Genomic DNA, 19020 nt, shown 5'->3' with positions numbered 1-19020 from the left:
TCGACTGGAGTTGCACGTGGCCGGGCGCATCGAAGACTACGCACTCATCGGAGACATGCAGACCGCTGCTCTGGTCTGCCGGGACGGCACGGTGGACTGGCTGTGCCTGCCCCGCTTCGACTCCCACGCCGTCTTCGCGGGACTGCTCGGCACCGAGGAACACGGTTTCTGGAGACTGGGCCCCGCGCACGCGTCGGACGCCAAGCCGCCGACGGCTTCCCGCCGCCGGTACCGCGGCGACTCGCTGATCCTGGAATCCGAGTGGGACACCCCGCGCGGCACGGTCCGTGTGACCGACTTCATGCCGCCCCGTGACGGCGCCCCACAGCTCATCCGGATCGTGGAGGGCATCAGCGGGCGGGTGCCGATGCGCTCGGCACTGCGCATGCGGTTCTCCTACGGGCGGGTGGTGCCCTGGGTGCACAAGCACGAGGGGCGTACCGTCGCCGTCGCCGGGCCGGACTCCGTGTGGTTCGACACGGAGTGCGAGACCTACGGCAAGGCGCTGACCACCTACGCCGACTTCACGGTGACCCCGGGCGACCGCATCGCCTTCACGATCTCCTGGGAACCCTCGCACAAGCAGCCCCCGCCGCTGCCGGAGCCCGAGCCGTCGCTGCGGGCCACCGAGGAGTTCTGGCGCGACTGGGTGGAGCAGTGCACGTACCACGGCCCGTACCGCGAGGCCGTGATCCGCTCGCTCATCACCCTCAAGGCCCTGACGTACGCCCCGACGGGCGGCATCGTCGCGGCCCCGACCACCTCCCTCCCGGAGCACATCGGCGGCGTCCGCAACTGGGACTACCGCTACACCTGGCTGCGTGACGCGGCCATCACCCTCTCCTCGCTGCTGCGCACCGGCTACCGCGACGAGGCCCGCGCCTGGCGCGAGTGGCTGCTCCGCGCGGTCGCCGGCGACCCGGAGAACCTGCAGATCATGTACGGCATCGCCGGCGAGCGGGAGCTCGGCGAGGCCGAGCTGGACTGGCTGCCCGGGTACGAGAACTCGGCGCCGGTCCGGGTCGGCAACGGCGCCGCCCACCAGCTCCAGCTCGATGTCTACGGCGAGGTCACCGAGGCGCTGCACCTGGCCCATATGACGGGCCTGGCCCGCAACGACTACGCCTCCCTCCTCCAGCTCAAGCTGATCCGCTACCTGGAGGACCACTGGGACGAGCCCGACGAGGGCATCTGGGAGGTCCGCGGCCCGCGTCGGCACTTCGTGCACTCCAAGGTCATGGCCTGGGTCGCCGTCGACCGGACGATCAAGCTCATCGAGTCCGGCGACGCGGACGGCCCGCTGGAGAAGTGGCGCGAGCTGCGTGACGACATCCACCGGGACGTGTGTGAGAAGGGTTACGACAAGGAGCGCAACACCTTCACGCAGTCGTACGGCTCGAAGGAGCTGGACGCCTCGCTGCTGCTGATCCCGCAGATGGGCTTCCTGCCGCCGGACGACAAGCGGGTCATCGGCACCATCGAGGCGATCCAACGCGAGCTGTCGACGCCGGACGGCTTCATCCTGCGCTACCCGACCTCCGGCGAGCAGGAGGGCGTGGACGGGCTGCCGGGCGACGAGGGCGCGTTCCTGGCCTGCTCGTTCTGGATGGCCGACGACCTGGCGATGATCGGCCGCGTGGACGAGGCCCGCAAGCTCTTCGAGAAGCTGCTCTCCCTCCGCAACGACCTGGGGCTCCTCGCCGAGGAGTGGGACCCGGTGCTCCAGCGCCAGGTCGGCAACTTCCCGCAGGCGTTCAGTCACGTGCCCCTCATCGACACGGCCCTGCGGCTGACCGCCTCGGGGGCGTACGGCGGATGAGCGCGCGCCCCGATGCGCCGCGCACGGCGGCGGATCGGGGCGCGGAGCAGGCGCCCACAACAAGCGCTTGCGCCCGGCTGAACCGACGGCTGCCCCAACCGCCCCGCCGCAGCGCGGGCAAACGCGCCGGTGGGGCGGCACGGGTGGGCGCAGCGGCACCTCGTCACCGCCGAACCGCGGTACCTTCCCCGGCCGGCCCCCGGCTGCGGGTGCCCGTCGCACTGCCATGCGCCGAACAGGACCGATCCGCTGCCCCCGCCTAGCCTGGAAACAGCCCTGTCCCCTGTCCGAAAGGGGGCGGCTCACCATGGCTCCCCTCTCGAAGGCGCACGCGGCTCTCGCCGCCCTGCGCGAGGATCTGGCCGGCGATGTCCACGCCCCGGGGGATCCCGGCTACGACGACGCCCGGACCGTCTTCAACGCCATGATCGACCGACGTCCGGCCGTGATCGCGCAGTGCGCGAACGAGAGTGATGTCGTCCGCTCGGTGCGCTTCGCCCGTGATCTGGATCTGAAGATCGCGGTCCGCGGCGGCGGCCACAGCGTGGCCGGGATGGCACTGAACGACAACGGACTCGTCATCGATCTGCGCCGGATGCACGCGGTCACGGTCGACCCCGCGTCCAGGACCGCCAGGGTGGGGGGCGGGGCCACCATGAGCCATCTCGACCGGGCCACCGAGCCCCACCGTCTCGCGACCACCGGTGGCCGGGCATCGACGACGGGCGTGGGCGGCTTCGTCCTCGGCGGCGGCAGCGGCTGGCTGGACCGCCTCTTCGGGCTCTCCGTCGACAACCTGCTCGGCGTCGAACTGGTGACCGCCGACGGTCAGGCGGTGCGGGCGAGCGAGGAGGAGAACCCGGACCTGTTCTGGGCGCTGCACGGCGGCGGCGGGAACTTCGGCGTCGCCACCGCGCTCACCCTCCGGCTGCACGAGCTGCCCGCGTTCGCCATCGCCCTGCTGCTGTACCTCCCCGAGCACGGCCCCGAGGCGGTGCGGGTGTACCGCGAGGTCATCGAGAACGGTCCCCCGGAGGCCGGCGGCGGGGTCATCTACCTCACCGCCCCTCCCGAGGAGTTCGTGCCCGCGGGTCTGGTGGGCCGGCTCGCGTGCGGGGTGCTCCTGACGTACGCGGGCACCGAGGACGACATGCGCAAGATCGCCCAGCCGCTGCTGGCGCTGCCGCACGAGGCCGAACTCGTCGGCGCGATGCCGTACGCGGACGTGCAGTGCATGATCGACGACCCGCCCGGCATGCGGAACTACTGGTCGGCGGAGTACCTGACCGGGCTTCCGGACGAGCTGGTGGACATCTTCGCCGCCCGCGCCCTGACGATGCCCGTGCCGACCGGCACCCAGCACGTGCTCTTCCCGCTGGGCGGCGCGATCGCCGACGGCCCCGCCCACTACCCGGTGCCGTACCGGGACTCGCCCTGGGTCGTGCACCCCTTCGGCGTCTGGGAGGACCCGGCGGACGACGCGCGGTGCGTGCGCTGGGTGCGGGACGTCCGCGCCGACGTCCGGCCGTGGAGCACCGGCGCGGTCTACCTCAACTTCGTCGGCGACGAGGGGGCCGACCGGGTCGTGGCCGGCCTGGGCGTCGACAACCACCGGCGGCTGACGGCGCTGAAGACCCAGTACGACCCCGACAACGTCTTCCGCTTCAACCACAACATCCAGCCGGCGTGAGGACCGGGTAGCGTCCGCCTCCATGGACACCCGTGACAGTCGCGAACCAGGTGACGGCCGCGAGGCGCAGGGCGGCATCACGGTGCGGCGGGCGCTGGAGCTGCCCGGGCTGCGCGGCGGGCTGCCGGAGGTCCTGGCGGGCGCCGACCGGCTGCACCGGACCGTGCGCTGGGTGCACGCGGGCGAAGTCCCGAACATCGCCTCGCTCCTCAAGGGCGGCGAACTTCTGCTGACCACGGGGTACGGCCTGGGCACCCGCCCCGCCGACCAGCGCGCGTTCGTACGGACCCTGGCCGAGCGCGGCATCGCGGCCCTCGTCGTCGAACTGGGCCCGCGCTTCAGCCGCCTCCCCTCGGCCCTCGTCGAGACCGCCCGCTCGGCCGGTCTCCCCTTGGTCCAACTGCACCGCGAGGTGGCGTTCGTGACCGTCACCGAGGAGATCCACACCGAGATCGTCAACGGCCACTACGCCCTCCTCCAGCAGGCCGAGGAAGTCCACCGGCGCTGCACCGAGGCCCTGCTAGGCGGCGGCGGGGTCTCCCAGGTCCTCGGCATCCTGGCCGACTTCAGCGGCAACCCGGTCTTCCTGGAGACCGCCGACGGGCGGCTCCTCTACGCGGCCGGATCGGGACCGGCGGACACCGATCCCCTCCAGGTGTGGGAGGGACTGCGCGCCCAGCACCGCGACCGGCCGCCGGCCGGAACCGTCCTCGTCGACGTACCGGGCGGCGGTCCGGGCACCGGTGGGGTCCGGGCCCGCCTGGTCCTGCTCCCCGTCGTCGCCCCGCCCGGCCCCGTGCACCGGATCGCCGCCGAGCGGACGGCGGGCATCCTCGCCGTCGTCCTGATGCAGGCCCGGCAGGAGGAGGAGCTCGCGGCGCGCGGGCGCGGCGACTTCCTCACCGACCTCGCCGAGGGCCGTATCGAGGCGGCGGACGCCCCCGCGCAGGCCCGCGTCCTGGGTTTCAGGCCGGGCGGCGGCCTCCTGCTGCCCGTGGTGATGCGGCTCACCGAGAGCCTGTCCCCCGGCGGCGGCTGGGCCGTCCTGGCGCGCGCGGTGGGCGAGGAACTGGCCGCCGTGGGCGCGCCCGTGCTGTTCGGTGTGCGCCCTGTCGAGGGCCGTGTCCCGCTGCTGTTGGGCCTGCGCGCCGAGTCGGAGCGCCCGTCCGTGGCGGACAAGGTCGCGGCGGCGCTGCGGACGGGGGTGGAGCGGGCCGGGATGCACCGGCCGGGCGGTCATCCGCCCGTGGTGGTCGTGGGGGTGCCCGGCGGCTGGGCGGCCGCCTCCACGGGCCTGCGGCACGCTGCGGAGACGGCGACGGCCGCGCAGGGCCTGGCCGACCGTCCCTGGTACGACGCCCGGCGCCTCGACATCGACCTGCTGCTGTGGCGGCTGCGCGACCACCCCGACCTCGCCGCGTTCGTGGACCGCGCCATCGGTCCCCTCCGTGACCACGACGACCGGGCCAAGCCCCCGCTGATGCCCACCCTGGAGACCTATCTGGCGCACGCCGGCCGCAAGGCGGAGACCGCCCGCGAACTGCACCTGAACCGGCAGACCCTCTACAACCGTCTCGCCCGCATCGGCGAGTTGCTCGGCACCGACCTGGACGACCCCCAGGCGGTCCTGGCCCTGAGCCTGGCGCTCCGGGCCCGCAGACACGTTCCCTGAGGCCCGTGCGCGGTCAGGTGAGGGGCCTCCACCGCGTCAACTCGTCGTAGACGCTGAGCACCTGGGCCACCGTCTCGTCCTCGGTCGGCCAGGTGGCGGCCTGCCGGGTGCCCCGGTCCTTCAGTGCCTCGCACAGGTCGGGGTCGCCGAGGAGGCGTACGACGGCCGCGGCGAACGCCTCGGCGTCGCCGTACGGGACGAGGGCGGCGCCGTCGCCCACCAGATCGGGCACCGACCCGACGGCGGCCGCGACGAGCGGCACACGCGCGTGGAGGGCCTCCTGGGCGAGGACGGAGCGTGCTTCCGGGCCGCCGGGCAGCAGCGCGAGATCGGCGGCCGCGATCAGGTCGGAGATGTCCTCGCGCCGCCCGACGAGCCGCACGGGCAGTTCCTCGTCCTCGATGCGCCGCTGCAGGAGGCTCCGCAGCGGCCCTTCGCCCGCGATGACGAGCAACGGCGCCGGGTCGAAGGCGCGCCATTCCCGGGCGGCGTCGAGCAGGGTGTCGTACCCCCGGTGGCGGTCGAGCGCGCCGACGGCCATGAGCAACGGGCGGTCTGTGGCCCCGAGTTCGGCGCGGACCTTGGACGCGGGCCGGTCCGTGTCGTCGTCGCCGTGGGTCCGGCGCGGCACGGGCAGGGCGACGGCGGCGAGCCGGGCGTCGCGCGCCCCCCTGCTGCGGGCCCGGTCGACCAGCTCGGACGAGGTGCCGAGGACCACGGCTGCGGCCTTGGCGACCCGCCGCTCCAGCAGCCGCAGCAGATGCGCCCGTGCCCCCTCCGCGTACGACCTGGAGTGCCAGGTGACGACGAGCGGGGTGGTGCGCCGGCCGAGCGCGAGGGTGGCCCGGAACCCGGCGTGCAGCCCGTGCGCGTGCACCAGATCGGCGTCCGCGCAGGCGCTGCGCAGGCTGGCCACCGAGGCCGGGTCGCTGCTGCGGGGCACGTGGACATGGTGGGCGCCCACGCCGGTGAAGTCGTACGCTCCGTCGGTCTCGCCGGGGGCGCACACGGTGACCCGTACGCCCCGGGCGACGAGGCCCGAGGCGAGCGACCGCACATGGGCACTGCTCACCGCGCTGCCGCCGCCGAGCACTTGCACGGTTCGCAGCGGCGACTGGCCGGGGGGTGAGTGGCTGCTCACGTGGCTCACGTGGCCGGAGCTCCTGTTTCGGATGGACGGTCACGACGAAACGTACAGAAGGATCCCGCGGTGGGGGTGGACCGTACGAAGGCGCTTCCGCCCGGTCCACGCAGCACGTCCTGCTACGCCGTTCCTGTCCAAGGATGCCAGGCCGCAAGGGTGTTCCGGGACAGCCCGACGGCACGGTAGCCGGAGCGCCGGGCAACTCCGGACCCGCGGTCACCCACACGAGTGAACTCCCGCACGAGGTTGCCCCTCGGCATGACTTCCGCCCCAGTCCTACGCGTCCGCCCGGGCCGCCGCCAGCAGCTCCTCCGCGTGCGCCCGCGCCGTCTGCGAGTCCTCCTGTCCGGCGAGCATCCGCGACAGCTCGCGCACCCGGTCCTCGCCCTCCAGCACCTTCACACCGGAGCGGGTCACGGAGCCGTCGTTGGTCTTCTCCACCAGCAACTGCCGGTCGGCGAACGCCGCCACCTGGGGCAGATGGGTCACGACCACCACCTGGGCGGACCTGGCGAGCCGGGCGAGCCGCCGGCCGATCTCGACCGCCGCCTTCCCGCCGACACCCGCGTCCACCTCGTCGAAGAGGTACGTCGGCACCGGGTCGGTCCCGGCGAACACCACCTCCACGGCCAGCATCACCCGCGACAGCTCACCACCGGAGGCGCCCTTGGCGATGGGCCTCGGCGGCGCCCCCGGGTGCGGGGCGAGCAGCAGTTCGACCTCGTCGGCACCGGACGGCCCGTAGGCGACGGTGCGCCCGCCCACCTCGACGCCCTCGGCATCGTCCGTCTGCCGGATCTCGAACGACACCCGCGCGTGCGGCATGGCGAGCGAGGCCAGCTCGGCGGTGACGGCGGCGGCGAACCGTTCGGCGGCCTCCGTCCGGGCGTCCGTCAGCGCTTGGGCGAGTCCACCCAGTTCGCCCCGCAGCGCGTCCCGTTCGGCGGTCAGCTCGTCGATCCGCTCGTCGTCGCCGTCGAGTTCGGTGAGCCGCTGGGCGCCCTGCTCCGACCACGACAGCACGGAGGCGATGTCGACACCGTACTTCCGCGTCAGCGCGTTCAGCGCGGCCCGCCGCTCCTCCACGGCCGCCAGCCGCAGCGGATCGGCGTCCAGGTCGTCGGCGTACCCCGCCAGCTCCCCCGCCACGTCCGCCAGCAGGATCCCCACCTCGCCGATCCGGTCGGCGAGCGCGGCCAGCGCCGGGTCGTGCGACCGCACGGCCTCCAGCGCCCGGTGGGCGCCCGCGACCAGCGTCGAGGCGTCCACGCCCTCCGGGTCCTCGGGATTGCCCGCGAGCGCGGCGTGCGCGGCCGTCGCGGCAGACGCCAGCGCCTCCCCGTGCCCGAGCCGCTCGGCCTCCTCGGCCAGCTCCACGTCCTCGCCGGCGCGCGGCTCGACACCCGCGATCTCGTCGAGCCCGTACCGCAGCATGTCGGCTTCCTGGGCCCGTTCCCGTGCGCGCGTGACGATCTCGTCCAGCTCGACGGAGACGGCCCGCAGCCGCCGGTAGGCCTCGGCGTACTTCGTCAGGGGCACGGCCACCGCGTCGCCTGCGTACCGGTCGAGCGCCGCCCGCTGCCGGGACAGCTTCAGCAGCCCCTGCTGGTCGGTCTGCCCGTGCACGGCGACCAGTTCGTCGGCCAGCTCGGCGAGCACCCCCACCGGGACGCTGCGCCCGCCGAGGTGTGCGCGCGACCGTCCCTCGGCGGAAACGGTACGGCTGATCAGCAGCGCTCCGTCGTCGAGTTCTGCCCCGGCCTCCTCGGCCCGTACGACCGCCGACGCGCCCTCGGGCACGGCGATCCGGCCCTCCACGACCGCGTTCTTCGCGCCGATCCGCACGAGCGCCGGGTCCGCCCGCCCACCGAGCAGCAGGCCCAGGCTCGTGACCACCATGGTCTTGCCCGCACCCGTCTCACCCGTCACGGCGGTGAAGCCGGGCGACAGCTCGACCACCGCGTCGTCGATGACTCCGAGCGACCGTATCCGCATCTCCTCCAACACGGACACGACCTTACGAGGTCGGGGAGGCAGACCGCGACGCCCCCCGTCCCCAATGTCACTCCGCCGAGTTACATCGCGCCCCTCAGGGGCGCGGGGAACTGCGCGACCGGCCACCGACAACCCGCAGCCGCTGACGAATCCCCCGCCATCCCCCACATCGCGCTAGTGCCGAGCACCTCGCCATCCAGAAACGGGCAGAGCGAACTTCGCCACCAACCGGTCCGTGAACGACGCATGGTGCAGCCGAGCCAACCGCACCGGCACGGCCCCCCGCCGTACCTCGACCCGCGCCCCCGGCGGCAGCTCGACGGTCCGCCGCCCGTCACACCAGAGAACCCCCGGCGGAATGTGCGGCAGCACCTCCACCGCCAGCACGGAGTCCGGCGACGTCACCAACGGCTTCGCGAACAAGGCGTGCGCACTGATCGGCACCATCAACAACGCCTCGACCTCCGGCCACACCACGGGCCCGCCCGCCGAGAAGGCGTACGCCGTGGACCCGGTGGGCGTCGACAGCACGATCCCGTCGCACCCGAACCCGGTGACGGGCCGCCCGTCGATCTCCAGCACCACTTCCAGCAGCTTCTCGGCGCCCGCCTTCTGCACGGCCGCCTCGTTCAGCGCCCAGTCCGTGTGGACGATGTCCCCGTTCCGGTGAACGACGACATCGACGGTCATCCGCTCCTCGACCTCGTACGCCTTGGTCACCACCCGGTCGACGACCTTGTCGAGGTCGTCGCGCTCGGCCTCCGCGAGGAAGCCGACGCTGCCGAGGTTGACGCCGAGCATCGGCACCCCGGACGCACGGGCGAACTCCGCGCCGCGCAGCAGCGTGCCGTCACCGCCGAGGACGATGAGCAGTTCGCACCCGTCGAGGCACTGCGGGGTGGCCTCTTTGACGAGTTCCACCTCCTCCGGCAGCGGGATGTCCTCGGCCTCGTACTCCAGGACGCGCACGACGATGCCGTGGTGCAGCAACCCCTTGACGACGAGTTCGGCACTGCGGATCGCCGCCGGCCGCCCGGTGTGGGTGAGCAGGAAGACAGTTCGAGATCGATCCTGGGTCACCGCGGCCCCTCCGCAACTGCTCGGTCGACGTCGGCCGGGTCCAGCGCGGGCGCCCCGGCACGCAGCCACAGAAAGTACTCGACATTCCCCGAGGGACCGGGCAGCGGACTGGCCGTCACACCCTTCACCCCGAGCCCCAGCTCCCCCGCCCGCCGGGCCACCCCGCGCACCGCCTCGGCGCGCAGCTCCGGACTCCTCACCACTCCCCCACTGCCCAGCCGCTCCTTCCCCACCTCGAACTGCGGCTTGACCATCATCACCAGATCGGCGTCCGGCTTCACGCACCGCACCAGGGCGGGCAGTACCAGGCCGAGCGGGATGAAGGACAGATCCCCCACGACAAGATCCACAGGCTCCCCATCGATCGCTTCGAGCGTCAACTCGCGTACGTTCGTACGGTCCTTGACGGTGACGCGTTCATCGCTCCGCAGAGTCCACGCGAGTTGTCCGTATCCGACGTCCACGGCGACGACGTGCGCGGCCCCCGACCGCAGCAGTACGTCGGTGAAACCGCCGGTGGAGGCCCCCGCGTCCAGCGCTCTCCGGCCCTCGACGGCCAGCCCCAGCGGGACGAAGGCCTCAAGGGCGCCCGCGAGCTTGTGGCCGCCTCTGGAGACGTACTCGGGGTCGCCGTCGTCGGTCGCGACCACGATCGCGGCGGCGGTCTCCACCTGGGTGGCGGACTTGGTGGCGACGGTCTTGCCGACGGTGACCCGCCCGGCGGCGATCAGTTGGCTCGCGTGCTCACGCGACCGCGCGAGCTTCCGCCGGACCAGTTCGGCGTCCAGACGGCGGCGTGCGACTCCTGCCACGGTGGGTTCAGCTCCTGCTTTCGTACGGTCGCGGGGGCACCGGAGGTCCCGGGCGGGCGTCGAGCGCGGTGAGCGCGTCGCGCAGCCCCCGGTGTACATCCTCGTACACCTCCAGGTGGCCGTCGGTGGCGAGGTGGTCGGCGTCGGCCAGCCGGTCGAGGGCGGCGTCGACGTCGGGGTGGCCGGTGGCCGTGCGGGGCACGTTCAGCGGGGCCGGGGCAGCGGGGTCGTCCTCGGGTTCGACGACCGTGGGCTCCGGCCGCGCACCGGGCTCGCCGGCCGGGCCGGCCCCCCTCTCCGGAACCACGGTTTCCGCCCCAGCCCCGGCCTCGGGCAAAGAGTCGCTCATGCCCAGACGCTACCGCGAAGCTCTGGGGTACCGTCGATCGCGATGGCAACGATCGAGGAGTGCCGCGCCGCGCTCGAAAAGCTCTCGGACACCATGGCAGGCGCCGACGGACACATGGGGGAGGCGACGGCCCTCGACCGCTCGGTGAGCTGCCATGTCAAAGATCTCGACATCACCTTCGTGGGCCGTATGCGCGAGGGCCGGATCGAGGTGCACGACACCCTTGCGGGGCCGCCGACCGAGAAGGCCCAGATCCGGCTCGCCATGACGGGCGACGACCTGGTGGCCCTCGTCGACGGCGAACTGAACTTCGCCAAGGCCTGGGGTTCGGGCCGGGTGAAGCTGGAGGCGGGCTTCCGTGACCTGCTCAAGCTCAGGAAGCTCCTGTAGCCGCCACCTTTCAGAAAGCTCCGGGAGCCGCCACCTTCTCGGTCCGGGCGCGAGCGGCAGTCTCCTCGGCCTCGGCTCGTCCCTTGCGGGCCGCCGGCACGATCAGCGGGGTCCCCGTCTCCGGGTCGTCGATGACCTGGCAGCGCAGTCCGAAGACCTCCTCGACCAGGTCGGCCGTGACGATCTCGGAGGGGGCGCCCTCGGCGATCACCGAACCGCCGCGCAGGGCGATGAGGTGGGTGGCGTACCGGGCGGCGTGGTTGAGGTCGTGCAGCACCGCGACCAGGGTGCGGCCCCGCTCCTCGTGGAGTTCGGCACACAGGTCCAGTACGTCGATCTGGTGCTGGATGTCCAAGAAGGTGGTCGGCTCGTCGAGCAGCAGCAGCGGGGTCTGCTGGGCGAGCGCCATGGCGATCCACACCCGCTGGCGCTGGCCGCCGGACAGCTCGTCGACGTAACGGTCGGCCAGCTCGGCGACCCCGGTCGACTCCATCGACTCCCGGACGATCCGCTCATCCTCGCTCGACCACTGCCGCAGCAGGCCCTGGTGCGGGTAACGGCCGCGGCCCACCAGGTCGCCGACGGTGATCCCGTCGGGCGCGATGGACGACTGCGGCAGCAGCCCCAGCGTCCGGGCCACCTTCTTCGCGGGCATCGACTGGATCACGTTCCCGTCGAGCAGCACCCGCCCCTGGGACGGCTTCAGCATCCGTGAGAGGGCGCGCAGCAGGGTGGACTTGCCGCAGGCGTTGGGTCCGACGATCACGGTGAAGGAGTTGTCGGGGATCTCCACCGACAGCCGCTCCGCGATGACCCGCTGGTCGTAGGCGAGGGTGATGTTCTCGGCGGACAGGCGGTTCACAGTGCTCCTCTTGTCGTTCACGTGCGCCGAGGCGTTGTCGTTCTCGTGTGCCGACGCGTCGCCGTTCGAGTGCGCCGAGGCGTTGTCCTTCTCGTGCGCCGAGGCGTTGTCGTTCTCGTGTGCCGACGCGCTCATATCCGTCCGGCTTTCCGCTCGGTGACCAGCAGCCCCAGCAGGTAGACGCCGCCGAGTACGCCGGTGACGACACCGACGGGCAGTTGGTCGGACCCGAAGGCCCGCTGCGAGGCCCAGTCGGCGACGATGAGCAGGGTCGCGCCCATGCACATCGCAGGCACCAGGTTCGGGCCGGGCGAGCGGGTCAGCCGGCGGGCGAGCTGCGGCGCGGTGAGGGCGACGAAGCTGACCGGACCGGCGGCCGCGGTGGCCCCGGCGGTGAGCAGTACGGCCGACACCATCAGCAGCAGCCGTACGCGTTCGACGCTCACCCCGAGGGCGTACGACACGTCGTCGCCCATCTCCATCATCCGCAGCCCGCGCGCGTTGCCGAGCACCAGCGGGACCAGGACCGCGCACATGATCAGCAACGGCCGGACCTGGTCCCAGTCACGGCCGTTGAGGGAGCCGGTCATCCACACGACCGCGCGCGCCGCGTCGACGAGGTCGGCCCTGGTGATCAGATAGCCGTTGACCGCCGTGACGATCGCGGAGACACCGATGCCGACGAGCACGAGCCGGTAGCCGTGCACGCCCCGCTTCCACGCCAGCACGTAGATCGCGAAGCCGGTGACCAGTCCGCCGACCAGCGCGCCCAGGGCCACCTGGCCGGCGCTCCCGGAGAACAGCACGATCATGACCAGCGCTCCGGCGGTGGCACCCTGCGAGAGGCCAAGCACATCCGGACTGCCCAGCGGATTGCGGGAGATGGACTGGAACAGGGCTCCACCCAAGCCCAGCGATGCCCCCACCAGGAGTCCGACCAGGACTCTCGGCAGCCGCAACTCGTTGACGATGAACTCCTGGCCCGCCTCGCCGTTGCCGAGCAGCGTCTTGAGGACGTCGCCGGCCGGGATCGGGAAGTCGCCGGTCCCGATCAGTACGACACTCGCGGTGAGCGCAGCCAGCAGCAGCAGGACGACGACGGTGAACGCCCGTACGTCCAGGCGGACCGACAGCCCCCCGGGGGTGCGCACGGCCCGGCCGCGTCCGGCGGGCTTGCTCATGACCTGCGTCCTCACAGCTGCGCCGTCCTCCGCCGTCGTACGAGAAAGATGAAGACCGGCCCGCCGAGGATCGCGGTGACGATGCCGACCTGAAGCTCCGCGGGCCGCACGACCATCCGGCCGATGACATCGGCGCCGAGCAGCAGCACGGGGGACAGGACGGTCGCGTACGGCAGGATCCAGCGCAGGTCGGGCCCGGTGAAGGACCGAACCACGTGCGGGACCATCAGCCCGACGAAGACGATCGGCCCGCAGGCGGCGGTCGCGGCACCGCACAGTACGGTGGCGGCGGCCATCGACAGCGCCCGGGTGCGGTTGAGGTCGGCGCCGAGCGCGCGGGCGGTGTCGTCGCCCATGGCCACCGCGTTCAGCGGCCGGGCCAGCAGCAGCGCGACAACCGTGCCCGCGAGCAGGAACGGCAGCACCTGCTCGATGGTCCGGTCGTTGGCCGAGGCCAGCGAACCCACCGTCCAGAAACGCATTCTGGAGAGCGCCGCGCCATCCATGATCATCACGGCCTGGAGATAGCCGTAGAGGGCGGCGCTGATCGCCGTGCCCGCGAGTGCGAGCCGCACGGGCGTCGCGCCCCGGCTGCCGCCGAGGAACCACACCAGTGCCCCGACCACGGCCGCCCCTGCGAACGCGAACCACACGTACCCGGTCAGCGAGGTGATGCCGAAGTAGGTGATGGCGGTGACGACCGCGGCGGACGCGCCCGCGTTGATGCCCAGCAGTCCCGGGTCGGCCAGCGGGTTCCGGGTGAGCGCCTGGAGCACGGCACCGGCCAGCCCGAGCGCGGCTCCCGCGAGCACTCCGAGGAGGGTGCGCGAGACCCGCTCGCCGACCACGACGTCGCCGTACGTCCCCGTGTCCTCGAACAGGCCGTGCCAGACCTGTGCCAGGGACAGCTCCTTCGCGCCGATCGCGATACTCGCCAGCGCCACCAGGGCGAGGAGCCCCAGGGACACGAGGAGCCCGACGGCACGTACCGCCCGGCGGTTCGGGGGCGCGGGGGCGGTCTCCGCGCTCGGTTCAGGAGGACTGTCGACCAACACCCAGTTAGGTTAGCCTACCCTCTCCTTTTGCCTCGATCGCGCCCATGACCCCGCCCGCTCGGACGGGAGGAGGGCCGCTCACCCAGGGCTGCTAGGACCGCTCACACAGGGCCGCGCACCGCAGGACCGCGCACGCAGGACCGCGCACGCAGGACCGCGCACGCAGGGCTCCCGTGACTCTCACCGCCCCCGGACGCCCTCACAACCCCAGCCGCGCCAACGCCTTCCCCGCGTCCAGCGCGCACGAACCCGCGCCGGCCGCCGTCCAGGCCACCGCGCACAGCGCCCGCAGCCCGTCCATGGGCTCGCCCTCCCCGTCCAGTTCCAGCCGGTCGTCGCCGGCGGTCGCCGTCCAGCCACCGCAGCGGAAGCCCGCGCCGGCCGCGACGACCTCCGGCTGCCCGGTCAGCAGCCCGCGCAGGTCGGCGTCGACATACGTCGGCCGGTGCCGGGGCGGCGCGGCCAGCAGCTCGGCGCCGTCGGTCACGCCGGTCAGCACGAGCAGCGAGTCGACCTCCCCGTTGAACGCCCCCTCGATGTCCGTGTCCAGCCGGTCCCCGACCACCAACGGCCGCTCGGCGCCGGTCCGCAGGATCGTCTCCCGGTGCATCGGCGGCAACGGCTTGCCCGCCACCTGCGGCTCGGCCCCGGTCGCGATCCGGACGACCTGCACCGCCGCCCCGTTGCCGGGCGCGATCCCCCGCGCGCTCGGAATGGTCAGATCGGTGTTGGACGCGAACCACGGCACCCCGCGCGCGATGGCGTAGGCGGCCTCCGCGAACCGCCCCCACGGCAGGTCGGGCCCGCCGTAGCCCTGTACCACCGCCACCGGATCGTCGTCCGCCGACTCGACCGGCTCCAGCCCCCGCTCACGCAGCGCCACCCGCAGCCCCTCACCGCCGATCACCAGCACCCGAGCGCCGCCGGGTAGCTGCTCACTCATCAACCGGGCCACGGCCTGCGCCGAGGTGATGACCTCACCGACCTCGGTCGGTATGCCCAGTGCCGTGAGGTGCTCGGCCACCGAGTCGGGCGTCCGCAGCGCGTTGTTCGTGACGTACGCGAGACGCATGCCACCCGCGCGTGCCGTACCGAGGGACTCCACGGCGTACGCGATGGCATTGCCGCCCGCGTACACCACCCCGTCGAGATCGAGCAGCGCCGTGTCGTACGCCTCGCTCAGGGCCTGCCCACTGCCGTCGGGCCGTGTCCTGAATGCCTGGCTCATTGCACACCGCTCCTCGTTCGGTCGGTCACATTCGGTCGATCGCTTTCTCCGATCATCCCGCATGGCACTGACACACTTACGATGCCCCAATGAACTACGCAGGTCCCGCGGAGGAGATCCCGGCGCGCAGCGGCCTCGAACTGGCCCCGTTCCGGGGCCTTCGCTACGACCCCGACCGGGTCGGCAGCCTGGCCGCCGTGACATCACCGCCCTACGACGTGGTCGTACGGCCGGACGGTCTGCTCCATCTCGAGTCCGCCGACCCGTACAACATCGTCCGTCTGATACTCCCCCAGGCCAGAACTCCCGCCACCCGCGACGCCCAGGCGGCCGACACCCTGCGCCGCTGGCTCGCCGACGGCGTCCTGGCCCCGGACACCGAGCCCGGTCTCTACGTCTATGAGCAGGCGGACGACACCATCCTCCAGCGTGGTCTCATGGGCGCCCTGCGCCTCTCCGAGCCCTCCGCCGGCGTGGTCCTCCCCCACGAGGACGTCATCCCCCATGTCGTCGCGGACCGCGCGGCCCTGATGCGCGCCACCTGCACCAACCTGGAGCCCCTGCTCCTGACCTATCGGGGCAACGGCGCCACGGGCGGCTCGACGGCCGTGGTCGAGCGCACCACGCACCGCACGCCCCTGCTGGCGACGACCACGGACGACGGCTTCAGCCACCGCCTCTGGTCGGTCACCGACCCCGCCGACCTCGCCGAGATCCAGTCGGATCTCGCCCACCAACAGGCTCTGATAGCCGACGGCCACCACCGCTGGGCGACCTACCTCCGGCTCCGCGAGGAGCACCCCTCCCCGAGCCCCTGGGACTACGGCCTGGTCCTCCTGGTGGACACCGCCCGCTACCCCCTCCGCGTCCGAGCCATCCACCGACTTCTCCACCGGCTCCCGGTCTCCGCCGCACTGACCGCCCTGGACGGTCTGTTCCGCGTACGCCGTCTGGACGCCCCGCTCCCCGAGGCACTGGAGGCGCTGGCGGACGCGGCAGCCGCCGGCAACGCCTTCCTGCTTGCGGGCGACGGCTCCTTCCACCTGGTCGACCGCCCGGACCCGGACCTCCTCGCCCGTACGATCCCCGCCGACCGCCCGGCCGCCTGGCGGACCCTCGACGCGACGGTTCTGCACGCGACCCTGCTCGACCACGTCTGGCGCGTCCCCGAGGACTCACCGGCGCACGTCGCCTACATCCACGACACGGCAACCACCGTGGAGAAGGCCGAACGCGACGGCGGCACGGCCGTTCTCCTGCACCCGGTTCGCGAGGAGACCGTGCGCGACCTCGCCCGCCAGGGCGTCACCATGCCCCGCAAGTCGACGTCGTTCGGCCCGAAACCGGCCTCGGGACTGGTGCTGCGGGCGCTGGAACTCTGAGCAACGGTGAAGGGTGGGACCCCGAGCCCGGAGCCCCACCCTTCACGTCACCACCAGCGGACATCAGTCCCAGTCAGTCCCAGTCAGTCCGTGTCGTCGCCCTCGGCGCCCTCGGCGTCCTTGGCGTCCTCAGCGATCTCGGCTTCCGGCGCGTCAGCGCTCCGCGACGCCTCGTCGTCCTCGGGACCGTCCTGGTTCTCGCTCACGTCCTCGACAAGGGCGTCGACGAACTCGACGCCGTCCATCTCCGCAAGCCGGTCCGAGGCGTCCGTGCTGCCGTCCTTGTCGGCCTCCACGGCCTTGGCGAACCACTCCCGCGCCTCGTTCTCCCGCCCGGCCGCGAGCAGAGCGTCGGCGTACGCGTACCGCAGGCGCGCGGTCCACGGCTGGACGGAGTTGGAGGCCAGCTCCGGGCTCTGCAGCGTCACGATGGCCGCGTCGAGCTGGTCCATGTCACGCCGAGCGCCGGCCGCGACGAGCCGCATCTCGACCTGACCGGCCTTGTCCAGCTTGTGCACCTCGGGCGCCCCGGCCATGTCCAGCGCCTTCTCGGGCCGTCCGAGACCCCGCTCGCAGTCGGCCATCACAGGCCACAGGTCGACGCTGCCGGTCATCCGCCGAGCCGCCCGGAACTCCGCGAGCGCCTCGCTGTACTTCTGGTTCGCGTACGCGGCGAAGCCGGCCGCCTCGCGTACGGCGGCGACGCGCGACGCCAGGCGCAGGGCCACCCGGGAGTAGCCGTACGCGCCCTCGGGGTCCTCGTCGATGAGCCGCGCGACCATCACCAGGTTTTTCGCGACATCGTCGGCGAGCGTCTTGGGCAGGCTCTGCAGCTCCTGCCGTACGTCCTTGTCGATCTCCTCGCCGGTGACGTCCTCCGGGATCGGCAGCCGCTTGATCGGCTCACGGTCCCGGTCCCGCTCATCGCGGAAACGCCCACCGCCACGCCGGTCGTCGCCGCCCCGACGGTCGTCCCGGCCGTGGAAACCTCCCGGCCGACCACCACGGTCATCCCGACGGGGTCCACGGCCCCGGTCGTCCCGCCCCCGGAACCCGCCGCGCTCGCCGCCCCGGCTGTCGTCGCGCCGGAGGCCACCGCGCTCGCCGCTACGGTCGCCTTCGCGCCGGAAGCCACCACGCTCGCCACCACGGTTGTCGTCTCGGCGGAAGCCACCACGGTCGTCGTCCCGACGGAAGGCCGGACGGTCGCCCTCGCGACGGTCACCCCGGTCGTCACGGCGGTCGTCACGACGGTCGTCACGACGGTCATCGCGCCTGAAGGGAGGCCGGTCACCGTCCCTGCGCTCGTCGCGACGGAAGTCATCACGCCGGTCGTCGCGCCGGTACGGGGGGCGGCCACCACGGTCATCGCCACGGCGGTCGTCGCGACCGCGATCGTCCCGCCCGCGGAAACCGCCACGCTCGCCACCACGGTCGTCTTCGCGTCGGAATCCGCCACGCTCGCCACCACGGTTGTCGTCTCGGCGGAAACCACCACGGTCGGCGTCCCGACGGAACGCCGGACGGTCACCCTCACGACGGTCACCCCGGTCGTCACGCCGGAAGCCCCGATCACGATCCCTGTCCCGGTCGTCGCGACGGAAACCGCCGCGCTCCCCACCCCGGTCACCGCTGTCGCGCCGGTCGTCCCTACGGAACGCCGGACGGTCATCGCGACGGCCGAAACCACCACGATCGCCCTCCCGCCGGTCGTCTCGCCGCTCGTCACGCCGGCCATCGCCGCGATCGTCTCGACGGAAGGCAGGCCGGTCGCCGTCCCTCCGGAAACCGCGATCGCGGTCCCGGTCGTCACGACGAGGCGCCCCGGGACGGTCGTCACGGCGAAACGCGGGACGAGGCCCTCGGTCACCGTCACGCCGGTCGTCACGTCCCCGGAACCCACCACCGCGCTGCTCGCCACGGTTGTCGTCACGGCGGAACCCACCCCGGTCATCGCGGCGTTCGTCGCGGCGGAACCCTCCGCGGTCGTCACCTCGACGGTCGTCACCACGTCGGTCGTCACCACGTCGGTCGTCACCACGTCGGTCGTCCCGACGCCCGTAGCCACCACGGTCGTTGTCGCGACGCGGTCCACCGCGGTAGCTGGCACGGTCACCACTGTCCCGTCGCCGCTGGTCGCGCTCCGGTCGGTCGTCGGGAGAGTTGGTGGACATGGTGACTCCTGTCTTCGGCACTGCAAGCATTCTAAAAAACAAAAGGACCCCTGGTCCCAGCTGAACGCTGGGACCAGGGGTCCTTCCAAAGATTGTTCGGCGGCGTCCTACTCTCCCACAGGGTCCCCCCTGCAGTACCATCGGCGCTGTAAGGCTTAGCTTCCGGGTTCGGAATGTAACCGGGCGT

The 19020-nt window shown here is 72.5% G+C and carries 16 protein-coding genes and 1 rRNA gene; 5 read left to right on the top strand and 12 right to left on the bottom strand.

What is annotated here, in order from left to right; genetic code table 11:
* The first annotated feature begins 16 nt into the window (after positions 1-16).
* The 3 genes from ACFY9I_RS14910 to ACFY9I_RS14900 all read left to right on the top strand — a co-directional run bounded on the left by ACFY9I_RS14910 (position 17) and on the right by ACFY9I_RS14900 (position 5181).
* Positions 17-1819, top strand: coding sequence for a glycoside hydrolase family 15 protein (locus tag ACFY9I_RS14910; protein ID WP_391002105.1), 1803 nt, complete (start codon positions 17-19; stop codon positions 1817-1819).
* Positions 1820-2126: 307 nt separating this feature from the next.
* A complete protein-coding gene (locus tag ACFY9I_RS14905) occupies positions 2127-3509 on the top strand; it encodes an FAD-binding protein (protein ID WP_391001530.1) in 1383 nt (460 codons plus the stop codon).
* Between the two features lie 22 nt (positions 3510-3531).
* Positions 3532-5181 (top strand): PucR family transcriptional regulator ligand-binding domain-containing protein, encoded by a 1650-nt coding sequence (locus ACFY9I_RS14900; protein WP_391001527.1) that lies wholly within the window; start codon positions 3532-3534, stop codon positions 5179-5181.
* 13 nt (positions 5182-5194) lie between these two features.
* On the opposite strand, the gene ACFY9I_RS14895 is transcribed toward ACFY9I_RS14900, so the two are convergent.
* The 5 genes from ACFY9I_RS14895 to ACFY9I_RS14875 all read right to left on the bottom strand — a co-directional run bounded on the left by ACFY9I_RS14895 (position 5195) and on the right by ACFY9I_RS14875 (position 10561).
* Positions 5195-6331, bottom strand: a complete 1137-nt coding sequence (locus ACFY9I_RS14895) for a glycosyltransferase (protein WP_391001525.1) — start codon at positions 6329-6331, stop codon at positions 5195-5197.
* Positions 6332-6601: 270 nt separating this feature from the next.
* Positions 6602-8320 (bottom strand): DNA repair protein RecN, encoded by a 1719-nt coding sequence (gene recN, locus ACFY9I_RS14890; RefSeq protein WP_391002103.1) that lies wholly within the window; start codon positions 8318-8320, stop codon positions 6602-6604.
* Positions 8321-8494: 174 nt separating this feature from the next.
* Positions 8495-9400, bottom strand: coding sequence for an NAD kinase (locus ACFY9I_RS14885; protein ID WP_391001522.1), 906 nt, complete (start codon positions 9398-9400; stop codon positions 8495-8497).
* The gene (locus tag ACFY9I_RS14880; RefSeq protein WP_391001519.1) at positions 9397-10212 is read right to left on the bottom strand and encodes a TlyA family rRNA (cytidine-2'-O)-methyltransferase; all 816 of its coding nucleotides are present in this window, start codon (positions 10210-10212) and stop codon (positions 9397-9399) included. Before ACFY9I_RS14880 ends, ACFY9I_RS14885 begins: the two co-directional genes overlap by 4 nt.
* A gap of 7 nt (positions 10213-10219) precedes the next feature.
* On the bottom strand, positions 10220-10561 hold the full coding sequence (locus ACFY9I_RS14875; protein ID WP_391001516.1) for a hypothetical protein: 342 nt from the start codon (positions 10559-10561) through the stop codon (positions 10220-10222).
* Positions 10562-10603: 42 nt separating this feature from the next.
* Between ACFY9I_RS14875 and ACFY9I_RS14870 the strand changes: the two genes are divergently transcribed.
* Positions 10604-10951 (top strand): SCP2 sterol-binding domain-containing protein, encoded by a 348-nt coding sequence (locus ACFY9I_RS14870; protein WP_391001514.1) that lies wholly within the window; start codon positions 10604-10606, stop codon positions 10949-10951.
* Positions 10952-10961: 10 nt separating this feature from the next.
* Here ACFY9I_RS14870 and ACFY9I_RS14865 read toward each other — a convergent pair whose 3' ends face one another.
* The 4 genes from ACFY9I_RS14865 to ACFY9I_RS14850 form a co-directional block, all read right to left on the bottom strand.
* Positions 10962-11948: an ATP-binding cassette domain-containing protein gene (locus tag ACFY9I_RS14865; RefSeq protein WP_391001511.1), complete on the bottom strand. Its 987-nt coding sequence runs from the start codon at positions 11946-11948 to the stop codon at positions 10962-10964.
* On the bottom strand, positions 11945-12994 hold the full coding sequence (locus ACFY9I_RS14860) for an iron chelate uptake ABC transporter family permease subunit (RefSeq protein WP_391001508.1): 1050 nt from the start codon (positions 12992-12994) through the stop codon (positions 11945-11947). The genes ACFY9I_RS14865 and ACFY9I_RS14860 overlap by 4 nt, the downstream gene beginning before the upstream one ends.
* Positions 12995-13005: 11 nt before the next feature.
* Positions 13006-14049 carry an iron chelate uptake ABC transporter family permease subunit gene (locus ACFY9I_RS14855; RefSeq protein WP_391001506.1) on the bottom strand — a complete coding sequence of 348 codons (1044 nt, stop codon included), beginning with the start codon at positions 14047-14049 and terminating at the stop codon, positions 13006-13008.
* Positions 14050-14248: 199 nt separating this feature from the next.
* Positions 14249-15277, bottom strand: a complete 1029-nt coding sequence (locus ACFY9I_RS14850) for an HAD hydrolase-like protein (protein ID WP_391001503.1) — start codon at positions 15275-15277, stop codon at positions 14249-14251.
* An 89-nt stretch (positions 15278-15366) separates the two neighbouring features.
* Here ACFY9I_RS14850 and ACFY9I_RS14845 point away from each other — a divergent pair, with 89 nt between their 5' ends.
* Positions 15367-16659, top strand: coding sequence for a DUF1015 family protein (locus ACFY9I_RS14845; RefSeq protein WP_391001500.1), 1293 nt, complete (start codon positions 15367-15369; stop codon positions 16657-16659).
* Between the two features lie 83 nt (positions 16660-16742).
* Here the strand turns inward: ACFY9I_RS14845 and ACFY9I_RS14840 are convergent, their stop codons facing one another.
* The 3 genes from ACFY9I_RS14840 to rrf form a co-directional block, all read right to left on the bottom strand.
* Positions 16743-17549 carry a hypothetical protein gene (locus ACFY9I_RS14840; RefSeq protein ID WP_391002101.1) on the bottom strand — a complete coding sequence of 269 codons (807 nt, stop codon included), beginning with the start codon at positions 17547-17549 and terminating at the stop codon, positions 16743-16745.
* The gene (locus tag ACFY9I_RS14835; RefSeq protein ID WP_391002134.1) at positions 17441-18922 is read right to left on the bottom strand and encodes a hypothetical protein; all 1482 of its coding nucleotides are present in this window, start codon (positions 18920-18922) and stop codon (positions 17441-17443) included. The genes ACFY9I_RS14840 and ACFY9I_RS14835 overlap by 109 nt, the downstream gene beginning before the upstream one ends.
* A gap of 5 nt (positions 18923-18927) precedes the next feature.
* A 5S ribosomal RNA gene (rrf, locus tag ACFY9I_RS14830) occupies positions 18928-19020 on the bottom strand; the annotation flags it as partial.

Source organism: Streptomyces sp. NPDC012510 (assembly GCF_042955065.1).
Taxonomy (GTDB): domain Bacteria; phylum Actinomycetota; class Actinomycetes; order Streptomycetales; family Streptomycetaceae; genus Streptomyces.
Note: the sequence above shows the minus strand (reverse complement) of the source record. Positions and strands in the feature narration are given on the sequence as shown.

Coding starts and splice junctions, on each gene's coding strand:
- ACFY9I_RS14865 (WP_391001511.1), bottom strand. CDS start 11,948: ATGAGCGCGTCGGCACACGAGAACGACAACGCCTCGGCGCACGAGAAG.
- ACFY9I_RS14875 (WP_391001516.1), bottom strand. CDS start 10,561: ATGAGCGACTCTTTGCCCGAGGCCGGGGCTGGGGCGGAAACCGTGGTT.
- ACFY9I_RS14905 (WP_391001530.1), top strand. CDS start 2,127: ATGGCTCCCCTCTCGAAGGCGCACGCGGCTCTCGCCGCCCTGCGCGAG.
- ACFY9I_RS14850 (WP_391001503.1), bottom strand. CDS start 15,277: ATGAGCCAGGCATTCAGGACACGGCCCGACGGCAGTGGGCAGGCCCTG.
- ACFY9I_RS14900 (WP_391001527.1), top strand. CDS start 3,532: ATGGACACCCGTGACAGTCGCGAACCAGGTGACGGCCGCGAGGCGCAG.
- ACFY9I_RS14870 (WP_391001514.1), top strand. CDS start 10,604: ATGGCAACGATCGAGGAGTGCCGCGCCGCGCTCGAAAAGCTCTCGGAC.
- ACFY9I_RS14860 (WP_391001508.1), bottom strand. CDS start 12,994: ATGAGCAAGCCCGCCGGACGCGGCCGGGCCGTGCGCACCCCCGGGGGG.
- recN (WP_391002103.1), bottom strand. CDS start 8,320: ATGCGGATACGGTCGCTCGGAGTCATCGACGACGCGGTGGTCGAGCTG.
- ACFY9I_RS14845 (WP_391001500.1), top strand. CDS start 15,367: ATGAACTACGCAGGTCCCGCGGAGGAGATCCCGGCGCGCAGCGGCCTC.